General features: G+C 72.1%; 8 protein-coding genes. All 8 read right to left on the minus strand.

Translation table 11 applies throughout. The annotated features are described in order from the left end of the window. Positions 1-10: 10 nt before the first annotated feature. Positions 11-2,440 carry a transglutaminaseTgpA domain-containing protein gene (locus ACIPJY_RS03475; RefSeq protein WP_400459402.1) on the minus strand — a complete coding sequence of 810 codons (2,430 nt, stop codon included), beginning with the start codon at positions 2,438-2,440 and terminating at the stop codon, positions 11-13. Between the two features lie 65 nt (positions 2,441-2,505). Next, positions 2,506-3,918 carry a DUF58 domain-containing protein gene (locus tag ACIPJY_RS03480; RefSeq protein WP_400459399.1) on the minus strand — a complete coding sequence of 471 codons (1,413 nt, stop codon included), beginning with the start codon at positions 3,916-3,918 and terminating at the stop codon, positions 2,506-2,508. Then, positions 3,915-4,886, minus strand: a complete 972-nt coding sequence (locus ACIPJY_RS03485; protein ID WP_400459396.1) for an AAA family ATPase — start codon at positions 4,884-4,886, stop codon at positions 3,915-3,917. The genes ACIPJY_RS03480 and ACIPJY_RS03485 overlap by 4 nt, the downstream gene beginning before the upstream one ends. A 62-nt stretch (positions 4,887-4,948) precedes the next feature. Beyond that, on the minus strand, positions 4,949-10,780 hold the full coding sequence (locus ACIPJY_RS03490; RefSeq protein WP_400459393.1) for an Ig-like domain-containing protein: 5,832 nt from the start codon (positions 10,778-10,780) through the stop codon (positions 4,949-4,951). Next, entirely contained in the window at positions 10,777-12,189 is a 1,413-nt protein-coding gene (locus ACIPJY_RS03495; RefSeq protein ID WP_400459390.1) for a serine/threonine-protein kinase, read from the minus strand. The genes ACIPJY_RS03490 and ACIPJY_RS03495 overlap by 4 nt, the downstream gene beginning before the upstream one ends. A 127-nt stretch (positions 12,190-12,316) precedes the next feature. Next, positions 12,317-13,138, minus strand: a complete 822-nt coding sequence (locus ACIPJY_RS03500) for a PP2C family protein-serine/threonine phosphatase (RefSeq protein ID WP_400459387.1) — start codon at positions 13,136-13,138, stop codon at positions 12,317-12,319. 37 nt (positions 13,139-13,175) lie between these two features. Then, the gene (locus ACIPJY_RS03505; RefSeq protein WP_400459384.1) at positions 13,176-13,928 is read right to left on the minus strand and encodes a hypothetical protein; all 753 of its coding nucleotides are present in this window, start codon (positions 13,926-13,928) and stop codon (positions 13,176-13,178) included. Positions 13,929-13,959: 31 nt separating this feature from the next. Further along, positions 13,960-14,517, minus strand: coding sequence for a hypothetical protein (locus tag ACIPJY_RS03510; RefSeq protein ID WP_400459381.1), 558 nt, complete (start codon positions 14,515-14,517; stop codon positions 13,960-13,962). Positions 14,518-14,614: the final 97 nt, after the last annotated feature.

Raw genomic sequence — 14,614 nt, forward strand, 5'->3', positions numbered from 1 at the left:
TCGCATCTGATCACAGGTTGCCTCTGTCCTCATCCGGCCCGCTGCGACGCTCGGCGGGCCTCCGGACATCGTAGTCACCGTCGGCTCCGCGTCCGGGGCGCACGGCGCGGGCGCGCCCGGTGACGGCACGACCGACCCGGGACACGGCGGCTCGTCCCGACCGCAGCGATCGCACGGACACCGCCGTGCGGATCCGCTCGCGTCGTGTCCGACCTGCACGGAGCTCACCGAGCGCCGTGTCCGTCGCGTCCCACATCCGGTCGGCGGTCTGGTCGTCCGCGTCGCTCGGGCCGAACACCGCCCGGTCGGCCAGTGCGGCGAGCCCACTGCCGGCCTCACCGGGGGCAGCGACCGCGACCTCGCGACGTGTGGCGGCCGCCGGGACGTCCTGGCCGCGGTCGAGCAGCGCGTCCCGGTACTCGTCCCAGGCACCGGTGATCCGTCCGCGGGCGGTCCCGGCCCGTCGGCGCCGCCGACGTCGGATGCGCTTGATCACCACGATCACGCCGAAGGGCAGCAGCACGAGCGCCACGAAGCCGAGCGTGCCGATCACCCACGGGAGCGCCGCCAGCAGGATCTGCAACCACAGCGGCGGCTGGTCGGGGGTGTTCCGGTCGCTCTGCGGCGGTGCCTGCTGGTCCTGGTCCTGCTGGTCAGCCGGGGGCGGCGGCACGACGGTCTCCGGCCGCGTCACCGGCTTCGGGGTCTGCTGCTGCTCGGCCGGGATCTCCCGCACCGCCGGGTTCGGGTTGATCGTCACCCAGCCCCACTGCGCGGTGTCGACCTCGATCCGGGCGGTCACGTCGGACCCGCGGAACGTCGTCGTCCCGGAGCCGCTGCCCGTCGACGCCGTCGAACCCGAGTCGCCGCCCGCAGCGAAGCCGAGCACCACCCGGGTCGGGAAGCCGATGTCCTGGGACATCAGGGCCGCAGCCACCGCGTACTGCTCCTGGTCGCCGAGCATCAGCGGCGAGGTGAGGAGCTCCTGGATGCGGTCGGCGCCGTGCCCGGAGCGGCTGACCCGGTCGTCCCCGACACCGTGGCTGACGTAGCCGTTCTGCTTGAGTGCCCGGATCATCGCGACGAGCTTCGCGCCGTCGCTCTGGGCGCCGCTGGTCGTCGACTCGACGGTCTCGCGAACGGCGTCCGGCACGTTCCTGGCGGCGGGCACGTCGGCGGAACCGGGCCGGGCCGAAGCGAGCTGCTCGTCGGTCGGCTGGTCCGGCACCACGGCGGTGAGGTCGTACCGCGTCCCGTCGTCGACGCCGCCCAGGACCGCACCGGTCCCCGTCGAGGCGTTGTAGAAGAACGCACCGCGCTCGCGGTCGGCCGCGCTGCCGGTGAACTCGACACGCTCCAGGTCGCCGACCGTCGGCAACCAGACACCGCTGTAGCGGTCGACGGTCACGCCGACGCGCACGGTCGTGCCGCGCATCCCGCGCACGTCCACCGAGGTCGGTACCCGTTCGAACGTGCCCGAGGCGGACGCGCCGTCCGTGCCGCCGACGCGGTACGTCACGCCGTCGTAGGTGTCGAGCGTCGCGATGCGGACGAACCCGTTCGCCGGCAGTCCGGTCACCCGCAGCTGCGCGGCGTCGGCCTCGGTCGACTCCTCGTAGGCGCGGAACCCGCTGAGCGGGCTGACGTAGTCCCGCGGGTCGAACGGCTTCACCACGTCGGTCCGCGCCACGGTGCGCGGTGCGGCGGGCGGAGCGACGAGTCCGAGTCCGGTCGCGACGACAGCGGCAGCGACCACGGTGCCGGTCCCGACGAGCGCCGGTCGGAGCACGGACCGCCCGACCGCGACCGGCGCCCCGATGGTCTGCGCCACCGCGACCGCGCGGCGCGCGTGCCGCACCGTCACCGCCCACACCAGGGCGATCGCGGCCAGCGCGACCGCCACCACGATCGACGTGTCCAGTCGGCTCGGCCCGACGGCGACACCGGCCGCGAACAGCACCAGTGCCGGGATGCTCGCCAGCTCCTGTCTGGAGGCCCGGGTCGCCACGCTCACGGCCGTCACCGTGGCGACGAGGAGCGTCACGAAGAACGGGACGAGCAGGGCCTCGTAGGTCCCGACCGGCAGGCTGATGGTGACGAGGCGCTTCCACCCGAGGGCGACGCCGGAGTACAGGTCGACGAGTCCCTGGCCGGTGGGCAGGAGCCCGGCGGCCTGCCCCGGGACGGCGGCGGGGACACCGGTGAGGGTGAACGCCGCGACCGTCGCGACGGCGACGACGACCATCGGCAGCCGCAGGAGTGCGCCGAGGAGCGCGATCAGCGTCCCGGCGACCACGGCCGTCACCGCGGCGACGACCATGCCGTCGTCCCGGTACACCGGCCACCACGCGACACTGGCGACCGCGAGCAGCAGCCAGACGACGAGCGTGCCGCCGACCAGGCGGAAGGGCGGCACCCGGCGGGCGACACGGCGTGCCACGCGTCGGGTGGTCCGGCGCGGTGGGGTCGGGGGCGCCGCCGGTGCGGGTGCGAGGGGCGGGGCGCTCATGCGGCGGCCGATCGGTGCAGTGCGAGCCGCAGGTCGTCGAGGTAGCCGATGGTCATCACGGTCAGTCCGGGCACCCGCACGAACCGCGGGACGGCCTCGGGCTCGCAGATCACCGCGACGACCTCGACGCCGATCGGGAAGCGCGTGGCCGCGAGCCGGAGCGCCGGGAGCTCGACCGTGGACCCGACCACCAGGAAGGCCACGGAGATGCCCGCGGTGTCGTTGCCGACGATCCGGGCGACCTCGGCCACGGGCAGGCAGGCGTCCGCGAGCGAGACGGTCGCGAAGTCGTCGAGGAGCCGCGTCGGCGTGATCGTCGGGAGCTCGTGCACGGCGTAGACCGCACGCTTGGCGAACTCGGGGGTGCGCTCGGAGACCACCACGGTGACCTCGCGGCCGTCGCGGACGGCTCGGCTGCCGAGGGACGCCGCCGCGCTCACCGCGAGCTCGAACTCCTCGTCGTCGGCGAACTCGGTCCGGGAGATGCCGAGCGCGACCACCAGGTGCGAGCGACGCGTGTCCTCGAACTGGCGCACCATCAGCGCCCCGGTCTTCGCCGTGGACTTCCAGTGGATCGTGCGGGGATCGTCGCCCGGCATGTACTCGCGGATGGCGTGGAACGAGATGTCCGCCGGGGAGAGGTCCGTCGTTGCCTGCCCCTCGAGGTCCCGCACGAGGCCGGTGCTCGTCGCCGGGATCGCCACGGTCCGCGGGTGCACGATGACCTGCTCGCGCTCGGTCCACACGAGTTCGCGGCGGACCAGCCCGACCGGGTCGGCGCGGACCCCGGTGACCGGTCCGACGTCGAGGACGCCTCGGCGGAGTGTCGGCACCGGGACCGCGCGTTCGAACGTGCCGCGTGGGGCGATCGTCGGGATCGCGACGTCGACGAGGCCGCTGCCGACCGGGACCTCGACGGTGGTCGGGACGGACGGCAGGCGCGTGGGGTTCTCCGCCGTCACCGTGACACCGGCCTCGTCGCCGACGGCGACGCGCCGGACGGGCAGGCTCATCCGGATCAGCAGCCGGGAGCGGCCGATCAACGCGATCGCCGCGACCACCACGAGCAGGGCACCGGCGAAGCCGACGACCACGACCTCCCGCAGCCCGAACCGGTACCCGAGGACGAACGCGACGAGCGTGAGGCCGGCCACGGTCCAGCCCAGGCCGGTGACCACGGACGAGACCTCGTCCCAGGAACGTGTGACGAGCCTCCAGGCCGATCGCCACAGGCGGACGACGCCGACGACGGCGTCCGCGGCCACCCCGTCACGGTCGCCGACCAGGCGGGTCCGGACGTTCGTCAGGCCGGCGACCGTCCCAGTGCGCTCGTACGCCGTGCTCGTGCGACGCGACCGCGTCGACGAGGGGCGACGCGAGCGCGTGGAGACGGGCCGGCGGTCCGTCACGACGCGACCCGGTCCGCCGGCGGCGGGGTCTCCACGAGGAGCTGCGCGACGACACTGGAGGCGCTGACGCCGTCGAACTCGGCTTCGGCGTCGAGGACGAGTCGGTGTGCGAGCACCGGTTCGGCGAGGGCCTTGACGTCGTCGGGGGTGACGTAGTGCCGACCGCTCAGCGCGGCGAACACGCGGGACGCGCGCATCAGGCCCATGGCACCACGGACGCTGACGCCGAGGCGGACCTCGCTGGCGGCGCGCGTGGCGTCCACGAGGCGGGCGACGTAGTCGGCGATCGTCGCGTCGACGTGCACCGTTCGGGCGAGTGCGGCCATCTCGGTGATCGTCGCGGCCGGGACGACGCTCGCGAGCGGGACCGAGGACGACGGCGCGGACGAGGTCTCGAGGATCTTCACCGTGGCCGCGTGGTCCGGGTAGCCGATCGACGTCTTCATGAGGAAGCGGTCGAGTTGCGCCTCTGGCAGGCGGTACGTGCCGGCCTGTTCGATCGGGTTCTGGGTCGCGATGACCATGAAGGGCGCAGCGAGCCGGTGGTTGACGCCGTCGACGGTGATCGCCGATTCCTCCATCGCCTCGAGCAGCGCCGACTGGGTCTTCGGGCTCGCGCGGTTGATCTCGTCGGCCAGGACGATGTTCGCGAAGACCGGGCCGCGGTGGAACTCGAACTCCTGGTTGCGCTGGTCGTAGACGCTGATGCCGGTGATGTCGCCCGGGAGCAGGTCCGGGGTGAACTGGATGCGGTTCGTCGTGCCCTGCACGCTCTGGGCGAGGGCGCGCGCCATGCTCGTCTTGCCGGTGCCGGGGACGTCCTCGAGGAGCAGGTGGCCCTCGCTGAGCATCGCCGTGACCGCCAGGCGGATGACGAAGGTCTTCCCGAGGAGCACCTGCTCGACGTTGGTCACGATGCGGCCGGCGACGTCGGCGAACCAGGTGGCCTGCTCGGGGGTCATGCTCATTGGGAAGGGTCCTTCTTCATTCTCGTGCAAGCGCTCCGCGCCGCGAATGTGTGGAGATCGGTTCAGTCTGTTGCAGGCGGCGCTGCTGTGATCGCAAGCGCGTCGGAGTTGTCGCCCTCTTCGGCGATTCCGGTGTCGGTCCAGGAAACCTTCGCCGACACCCGAACGAACCGGGCGAGAGCCGGAGGACTGGGCGCCGCACCATCTCCATTCCAGCGCTCCTCGATCCCGTCCCCGGAGGTGTCGTCGGTGAGGTACCAGTGAGCCACGTACTCCACGGTCATGCCGGTGCCGAGCGTCGGTCCGTTGACGACGATCGGGCTCCCTGACACGGCACTCGCGACCGACGCCGTTGTGTTCAGTGCGACGGCAGTGCCATTGGATCTGTTCGCTTCCGGAGCACAGAACGTGTCTCCCGGCCCTCCACAGGCGTAGATCGCGAAGGAAGTCGGGATGTTGTAACTTCCGCCAGGAACGTACGAGTACGACTGCCCAGGCGCGAGGTTGACAGGAGCCCCGGTGCCCGTGTCGAGCTTGTAGTGGTGCACGTTCTTCGACGGGGCGGTCACGACCGCGTTCCACGAGTTGGCACCTGCGCGAGTGACGTCGACAGTCGCCGGATCAGTGCTCGTCGAGCGGTCGTAGGTGGCTGCTGTGACGTAGGCAGCGTTACAGAACAGTCCGTTGTTGGACACGATGGCGTATCGCTGACCGCCATTGCTGGGTTGATCGTCGACGACTGGACTGGTCGAGCCGAGCGACGGGCCGTTCAAGGACGTGCACGATGGGTTGCCCGAGTCGATCTGGTAGACGGAGTAGCTCACGCTGCTTCCGCCTGCGGGATCGGCCGACGCCCATGAGATCGTCACCGGAGACTTTCCGTACTGATTCGCGTTTGCCTTGGCGGTGGCACTGACCGGTCCGGGTGCACCAGGCTGACCGACCGAGACGGCGGACGTGCTTCCGGTGTTCCACTGCACCGGGCTGCCGTCTCGATCGGCGTCGTTGCGAGCAGACACCGTGAAGGAGTACTTCCCGGCGCTCGTCAGGCCGTCGAACGACGTGGTCGTCGCCGTGCCGACGCTGCGGCTCGTCGACGTTCCCGGGCCGTCGATCGTCACGACGTAGTTGTCGACGGCACTGCCACGGCCAGGACGCGGGACGGCGTTCCACGAGAGGTCGAGACGGTTCGGCGTCCCCGAGTTCGGGGTCGCCTGGACCCCGGTCGGGGCGGCCGGCACGAAGTCGGCGCTCATCGGAGCGGACTGCGCCGAGGCCACGGAGGCGCCCACGGCGTTCACCGCGGAGACGGTGAACCGGTAGGACGCCGTCGGGTCGAGCCCGGTGATCGTGCAGACCGTCGCGAGCCCGCAGTCCTTCGCGACGCCGTTGGTCCCGGAGACCCGGTACCCGGTGATCGGCGAGTTGTTCGCCTGCGGGGTGGCCCACGTCAGCGTCACCTGGCCGCCGTCGTACGAACCGGTCCGTGTCGGAGCACCCGGGGCATCCGGGACGTCCTGCACGGAGATCGTCACGTTGCCCCAGACCGCGCGGTCCGGGTCGTTGGTGGCGTCGGACACCTGGTACTGCAGGTTCGTGTCACCGGGCTTCGCGGTCTTGGAGACGCTCACCTGCAGGCGCGACTTGTCCGCGCTCGGGGTGATCGTGACGCCGGAGGGCAGACCACCGGACAGCCCGCGGATGTTCGTGACCGTGAGCCGCTGGTCCGGGAACGGGTTGGTCGGCTGGTCGTTGGCGAGCACGTCGATCGTGGTCGACGCGCCGCGCTTCACGGTCGCCTTGTCGGCGCCGGGCTGGACCAGTGGCCGGGTGGAGGCGACGATGCCGACCTGCACGAGGCCGGACCGGCCGGCGTTCGTCGCGTCCGCCACCCCGATGCCGATCGTCGCCGTGGTGTTCTTGCGCGCGGAGTCGGCCACCTTGATCGTCAGGCGCTGGCCGGAGATGGTCGCCGTCGTGCCCGACCCCGGCTGGCTGACGATCGAGTACCGCAGCTCGGGCAGGTCCTTCGGGTACGGGTAGTCCGTCAAGCGCGTGAGGTCGATGGTCCGTGCGTCCCCCGGCTGCATGTCGATCGAGGACCCGGTGAACGCGGGCGGCTGGTTCGACCGCGGCGTGACCTTCACCGGCAGCACGAGCGTCGCGACACGACCCTTGCCGCCGTTCGCGTTCGAGCCGTCCGTGACCTCGAACGAGATCGACGCGTTGCCGTAGTAGAGCTTGGCGGACGTGAACTGCAGCGTCGACGAGTCCACCACCAGGTCGTCGCCGTTGGCGTGCGTGGCCTTGACCGTCCCACTGTCGGTCACCTTCGCGGTCTGTCCGTTCGCGGTGACGACGTACTTCGAGAGCGGGATGCGGACCGTCGCCTCGCTCTTCACCGTGATCGCGCCGGCGGTCCGGTTGACCTGCGGGAGCGCGTCGTCGAAGCCCGGCACGTGGATGAAGCCGTAGGACACGATGTCGGGGTGGTCCTGCCGTGCCACCGAGAACGGGATCACCTGCGAGTCGTCGGTCAGCCGCACGACGACACGGCCGGTGTCGTTCACCCGGGCGGTGTCGCCGTAGCCGTCCACCACGCCCACGGTGAGGTCGGCGGTCGAGCCCTCGGCGAAGAAGACGTTCTCGAGCACGTCCACGGTGACGCTCTGCCGGTGCAGGATGTCCTGCAGGTCGAGGGTGGTGTCGTCCACCTCGGGGCGGAGGGGGCTGGCGTCCTTGTCGACCGTGACGGTGAGGAAGGCCGTGCTCGCGCCACCGTTCTCGTTCGCGACCGTGTAGAGCACGGCGAAGTCCCCGGACCTGGCGGTCTTCGGCGGGGTGACCCGGATCTCCTGCTTCCGGAGGACCTTCGCCTTCACGTCCTTCGCGGTCGGTTCGGCCGCGGTGACGGACAGGTCGCCGCCCTCGGGGTCGGAGTCGTTCTGGAGCACGCGGACCGTGACCGAGCCGCCAGGTCGGATCGTCACGTGGTCGGCCTCGGCGACGGGGTTCGACGCCTGTTCGGCCCGCGGGGCGATGCCGACGCGGATCGTGCCGGTCGCGCGGGCGCCGAGCGCGTCGACGACCGTGTAGGTGAACTCGTCCGTCCCCGCCGAGTAGTCGCCCGCCTCGTAGGTGAGCGAGTCGGCGGCGACGTCGCTGACCGAGCCCTTGTCGGGGTTCGACCCGACGCCGACAAGCTGGACGGAGTCGCCGTCGGGGTCGATCCCGTTCAGCGGGATCGAGATCCGCACGGCCTGTCCGGCGACGACGCGCGCCGTGACGGTCTCGGGGACCGGCGGGTTGTTCGTCGCACTGTCCTTCTCTCGCACGGAGATCGAGACGGCGGCGTCCGCGGTCTGCCCGTCCGGTCCGGCGACGCGGTAGACGGCCGTGTAGCTGCCGGGCGTCTTCGGAGCGAGGTAGCGCAGGTGGTCGCCGGAGGCGAAGAGCAGGCCGCCGTCACCGGGGACGTTCTGCACCAGGTCCGGCTGCAGTGTGAGGGGCTCGCCCTCGGGCTGGGTGTCGTTCGCCAGCACGTCGATGTTCGCGACGTCGCCGACGCGCACCGTCGCGCTGTCGGCCTGTGCGACCGGGGGCTGGATGCGGTCGGGCTTCGGGATCTCGACCACGGTGATCGTGCCCGTCGACGACGCGAGCCCGTTCGTCTCGGTGTAGGTGAACGTGACCGGCCCGTCGAGGGGCGCGGTCAGCGTGGTCCGGACGGTGTGCTGGTCGAGGATGCTCGCCTGCACGCCGGAGCCCCGTGCCGGACCGTCGAGCGCGGTCACGAGCAGGACCCCGCCCGCCGGGTCGATGTCCGTCGCCGTGACGTCGGTGTCCTTGGTGGACAGCGTGTTCACGAAGACCGTCTTCGGGGTGGTGATCGGCGCGGTCGACGCGTCCGGCGGCGCGAGGACCGTGATCCGGACGATCCCGCTGGCGGTCTTCGTGCCGTCGGTCACGGTGTACTCGACCTGGTGGTCCCCGACGGTGTCGCCCTGCACCCGGAACGTCCCGGCGTCGTAGCTCGGGGTGATCGTCAGCCCGCTCGTCGAGGACACGCTCGTCAGCGTCACCGTGCCGTTGCCGCCCCGGACGTGCTCGAGGGGGTCGACCGTGAAGGCCTTGCCCGCGTAGCCCTGCACGGGGAACGCGTCGGCGCGGAGGGGGACGCTGCCCTGCTTGGCGACGTGCACCGTCAGGGACCCGCGGCCGTCGGCGCGGCCGTCGCTCACGACGAGCTGGGCGCTGCGCTCCCCCGTGCGGCCGCTCGCGTTCCGGAAGTCGAGCAGGCCGTCGGGCGTGGTCGACGCCTGGTCGCCGTCGGACGCCGTCGCCGACTTCAGGTACACCGGGTCGCCGTCGGGGTCGACCCAGTCCCCCAGGACGTTCGTGGAGACGTGACCGTTCTGCACGACGTCCGCACTGGTGTCCCGGACCTGTCGTGGCGCTTCGTTCTCGGATTCCGGGCGCACGGAGACGCGGACGGTCGCGCTGGCGGAACCGCCGTTGCCGTCGGTGATCGTGTAGGGGAAGGTCACGGTGCCGCTGGCGCTGCCGTCGAGCGTGATCTGCAGCCGCTGGCCGTCGTCCACGACGGCCACGGTGCCGCCGCCGTCGACGGTCCCGACCTCGCTCACCACGATCGGGTCGCCGTTGGGGTCGTAGTCGTTGAGCAGGACCGGGAGGCTCGTGGTGCGTCCCGGACGAGCGCCCAGGTCGTCGTCGACCGCGACCGGCGGCTTCTGGTCCTTCTCGACCTCGGGGTCGTCGTCGGAGACCTGCTCCTGCTGCTGGTCGTCGTCCCGCTTGATGAGGTCGGCCCAGTTGTCGATGAGCTGGCCGCTGCGGTCGATCGCCCAGGCCCGGCCCGTCGACGGGTCGTTCGCGACGACCGTGTCGCCGTTGTGCACGATCTGGAGCGCCGCCGCGCCCGGGACCTGGTCGAGCCGCTGCAGCGCGCGTCCGGCGCAGGTGTCGACCGCCTGACCGCCGCTCCATGCCCCGTAGGTGCAGGAGCCGTCCACGTACGGGCGGGCCGCGCGACCGGACACCGCGAGTGCGGTCGTCGTCGCCGAGCCGGTCGGCGTCACCCGGACGAGTCCGGCCGCGCCGGCGACGACGACCGCGTCGCCGTCGGTCGTGGACCGCTGGAGCGACGGGGAGCCACCCACCCGGTCGCCGAGGTCGACCTCGGTGCCGTCGACGGACAGCGTGCCGTCGGTCCGGTCGAGCACCGCGACGTGGCTGCCGACGGCCGCGACCTGGAAGTCGTCCTTGCGGTCCATCCGCACGGTCCAGCGCTTCGCGACCGAGAGCGTCGTGCCGACGTCGACCAACGAGGCGGTACCGGTCCGTGGGGAGTAGACGGCGACGTGGTCCTCGGACGCGTCGAACACGGCGTCCGCGCCGAGCGTCAGGTCCGCCTTCGTCGAGGCGTCGAACTCGTCGAGCTCGGACGCCGGGGTCGACCAGAGCTCACCGGTCTCCTGGTTCCCGATCACCGCGGTGTCCCCGGCGAGGAACACCTGCGGAGCGCCGGACGGCAGCGTCACGGCGTCCCCGACGGTGGCGTCCGCGACGTCGACCTTCGCGACCGTGCCCTTCGTCTCGTCCACGCTGTAGACCGTCGAGCCACGCTGCAACACCGAGAGCGAGTCCGACGAGGCCTCGATCGCGGTGTTCAGCTGCAGGACGGCGGTGTTCGCGCGGCCGACGGCGCCGTACTCCGCCGATGGCACCCAGACGGTGCCGTCGCCGAGGTCAACCCGCTGCGTGTGGTACCCGCTCGACACGACCGCGGCCCCGGCGACGAGCGCACCGACGAGCACGGAGACGCCGAGCGTGACCGCGGCGGACCGGTGCTGCGTCAGGAGGCGCCGGATCACGACCCGCTGCCGATCGTCGCGCACCGCTCGGCGCTCGCGACGCCCGTCTTGCCGTCACGGTTCACGGCGACGGAGATGCACTCCTCGTCGCCCTTGCTGCCGGAGACCACGAACGACGTGCCGGACTGCTGACTCGAGGCGCCGTTCGAGGAGATCACGTAGGTGTCGCCGTTCCGGAGCCCCGGGTCCGACCAGCGGAAGGTCACGGACTCCGACGACGCTGCGGCCCGGACGTCCGAGACGGTCGGGATCGCGCCGGAGCCGACCCGCGACACGAGCACGACGCTCGTCGCGGCGAGGGCCAGGACCACAACGGCGGCGAGCGAGGACACCCACACGACCGTCCGGCGAGAACGTCGGCGCCCGCGGGTCACCGACCCGGTGCGGTGCACGGTCCCGACGCTCCGGGAGCCGGTCGCCGCGACGCCGCCCTGCACCGGCCGACGGGTGCGACGGCGACGTCCGACACGGGACGGCGGCTGCAGTTCACGGACTATCGTGCGGTCGCCGTCCGGGCTCGGCGTGGCGATCGACCAGGCCTCGACGGCGACGTCCGCCGCGGTCTGCGGGAGGCCGAGTTCGGCCTGCACCTGCTGCAGCCCGCGCACGAGCTCCATCACGGTCGCGGGACGGAGCTGGGTCTTCCGGGACATCGCCGTCGCGAGCAGGCGCTCGAGCGACGGTGGGACGTCCGCGCGGCCGGTCGGCTTCACGCCGCCCTTGTCGATGCGTCCCATCAGGTCGGACGCGCCGTTCTTGCCGCCGGGGACCTCGAACGGGCTGCGACCGGCGAGCAGGGAGAACACCGTGGCGGCCAGCGCGTAGACCTCGGACTGGATCGTGCCGCGGGACTCGTCGATGAGGACCTCTGGTGCGGACCACGGGATGGACATGCCGATCGGCTCGTCCGGGTCCGTGCCGCCGATCGTCGCCGCGATGCCGAAGTCGGAGAGCACCGGGTTGCCGTACGCGGTGAGCAGGATGTTCGAGGGCTTGATGTCGCGGTGCAGCACGCCTTCGCGGTGCGCCGTCTCGAGCGCGGACCCGATCCGGATCCCGATCGACAGGACCTCGGACACCGGGATCGGCTCGCGACGGTAGCGCTCGCTGAGCGAGGACGAGCAGAGCTCCATCACCAGGTACGGACGGCCGTCTGCTGCCACGCTCGCCTGGAACACCGTGAGGATCGACGGGTGCGTGCTGAGACGCGCCATCAGGTTCGCCTCGGCCTGGAACATCTGGCGGACGCGGTCGTCGACCACTTCGTCCAGGAGGACCTTCACCGCGACCTGACGCCGCGGCATGTCCTGCTCGTAGAGGAAGACGTCGGCGAAACCACCGGAACCGAGCACGTGCACGGGGCTGAACCCGGCGATGACAGGGGGTGTCGACGGCAGGCGTCGGGCCATCGTGCGCTCCCCTCCGGCCGATCGGCCCGTTGTACGTCGCGGCCTTCCATCCTACGGAACCACGACACCGGAATTCTGTACACCAGCAGACAGGGGACGACGATCATCCCCCAGTTCGGGGGCCAGCTCAGTGGCGGGGAAGCGTGTCCTCGAGGTCGCTGTCGGCCGGCGCTTCGTCGACCTGCAGGACCACCACGGTGACGTTGTCACGGCCACCCGCGACGAGGGCGTCCCCGACGAGACGCTCCGCGAGTTCCTGCGGGTCGGCCACCTTCGCCGCGATCCGACCGATGCCGGCGTCGCCGATCTCCTTCGTCAGGCCGTCGGAGCAGACGATGTAGCGGTCGCCCGCGCGGAGCGGCAGCGTCCACCAGTCCGGGGCCGGCGGCTCGCCGAACCCGACCGCGCGCGTGATCACGTTGCTGTCCGGGTGCGCTTCTGCGTCCTCGGCGCGGAGGACACCGGCGTCGACCATCTCCTGCACGACCGAGTGGTCCACGGTGATGCGACGGAGGACCCCGTCCTCGACCCGGTAGGTCCGCGAGTCGCCGACGTTGAAGACGAGCGCGGCGGGCTGCCCGTGGGACGCCACGAGGGCCAGGCCGGTGACCGTCGTGCCGGCACCGATGGCGTTGCCGCCGGCGGCGCGCTCGATGTCCGCGGTCGCGAGCAGCAGTGCGCGCTGGACCGCCTGACGGGTGCCGAACGGGCCGTCCACGGCGTCGCCGAGACGACGGACCACGGCGTCGCTCGCGCGGTCACCGGCGAGGTGTCCGCCCATGCCGTCGGCGACGACGAAGAACGGTGCCTCGACGATGTAGCTGTCCTCGTTGTGGTCACGCCGACGACCGACGTCGGTCGCGGCACCCCAGGACAGCGTGATGGTGGCGCCGTCCCTGCCCGGGACGTCGATGGCGTGGGCGGCGGCGGCTCGGCCGAGTTCGGTCACGTTCTGGATCGCTCTCTGGGGGTTCGGGGCGTGCCGGTCAACGGGTGACCGGGGGCTGGTGCGAGGACGGCGGGACACCGTCGGGCGGAGGGGTCGCACGGAGGTGCGGTGAGAGGATCTCGATGGCGACCCCGTCCCCGATCTCGACTACCGTACCCGTCAGCGCGACGATGGATGCACCCGACGGCATCCGGTACGCCGGAGCGCCGGCCGGACGCACGAGGGTGCCGTTCGTCGAACGCAGGTCGTCGACGACGGCGACCTCGCCCTCGGCGTGGAGGAGCAGGTGCGACGAGGACACCAGTCCGCTCGGTGAGCGCACCGCCACCAGTTCCGGGACGGGCCCCCGCACGATCCGTGGGAGTGCCGGCCGACGGCCGACGACCACGGGGTGGTCGAGGCGGATCACCCGGTCGCCGATCCGGATCGACGGCACCCGGGTGCGCACCGGCTCCGGTACCGACGGGAGGCCGCTGGCGACGTCCGTCAGGCCGCCGGCCGGATCGGCTCCTGGTGGCGTCCAGGGCACGTGGCCGGTCTCCGGGGAGCCCACCGGTCGCGGAGCGCGGACGACGGTGTCGTCGAGGGAACCGTCGCGGCTGTCCGGGACGCCGGCCTGAGCGTGGCGCGGCCCGCGGACGACCGTGTCCCCCAGCGGATCGTCGTCACCGGGCAGGCGGCCCACGAGCCCGTCGGGACCCGCGGACGGCCGGGTCGACCGAGGACGGAGCACCGTGTCCTCGATGTCGTCGGCGTCGTCGTGCACGTGGTGCCCTTCCTGCGTGGTCACGACAACCGTAGACGATCCGGTGCACCGTGCATCACCCCGACCACGCCGGCGCCGACCCGGCAGCGCACGTCCGCTGGACCAGTCCGGCGAGTGCGTCGTCCGGGACGACGTCGAGCGCGTACCGGGCGCGGACCTCGGCTCGGGCGGACGACCCGAGCGCCCACGCGCACCACGCGCCGAGCGCGAGCGCGCCGGCAACACCCCGCCGGTCGTCCCGCGGCGACCCCTGCGCGGTCCACCCGTGCCACACCGCGACGGCCCGGTCCCCCGCGACGCGGACGCGGTCGCGGTCCGGAGACGGACCCAACCCGTGGAGCGAGAGCGGAGCCGGTTCGTGGAAGGGGTCGAACGGTTGCACCGACGCCGGGTGCGCTCCCCCGGCCGGAGACGCGACGAAGCGGATCAGCGCCATGCGGGTGGCGAGGGCGCCGCACGCGGTGCCGATGGCGGCTCTGCCGCCGGGCGACGGCGGCTCGGTGCCCGGCGCGACGAGCGCCGTGGCTGCCACCGGCAGTGTGACCGCGGCAGCGATCTCACGTGGGTAGCGGACGTACGGGTCAGCGGTGGATGTGACGGCGTCTGGGTTCATGCCGCCATCGAAGCGTGATCCGGGCCTCCAGGCAGGTGCCGGGCGCGACCCCGTGGAGAACGCGACCGCGCCGACAGCCTGTGCAGGAACGGCCGCG

Source organism: Curtobacterium sp. NPDC090223 (assembly GCF_044746585.1).
GTDB lineage: Bacteria > Actinomycetota > Actinomycetes > Actinomycetales > Microbacteriaceae > Curtobacterium.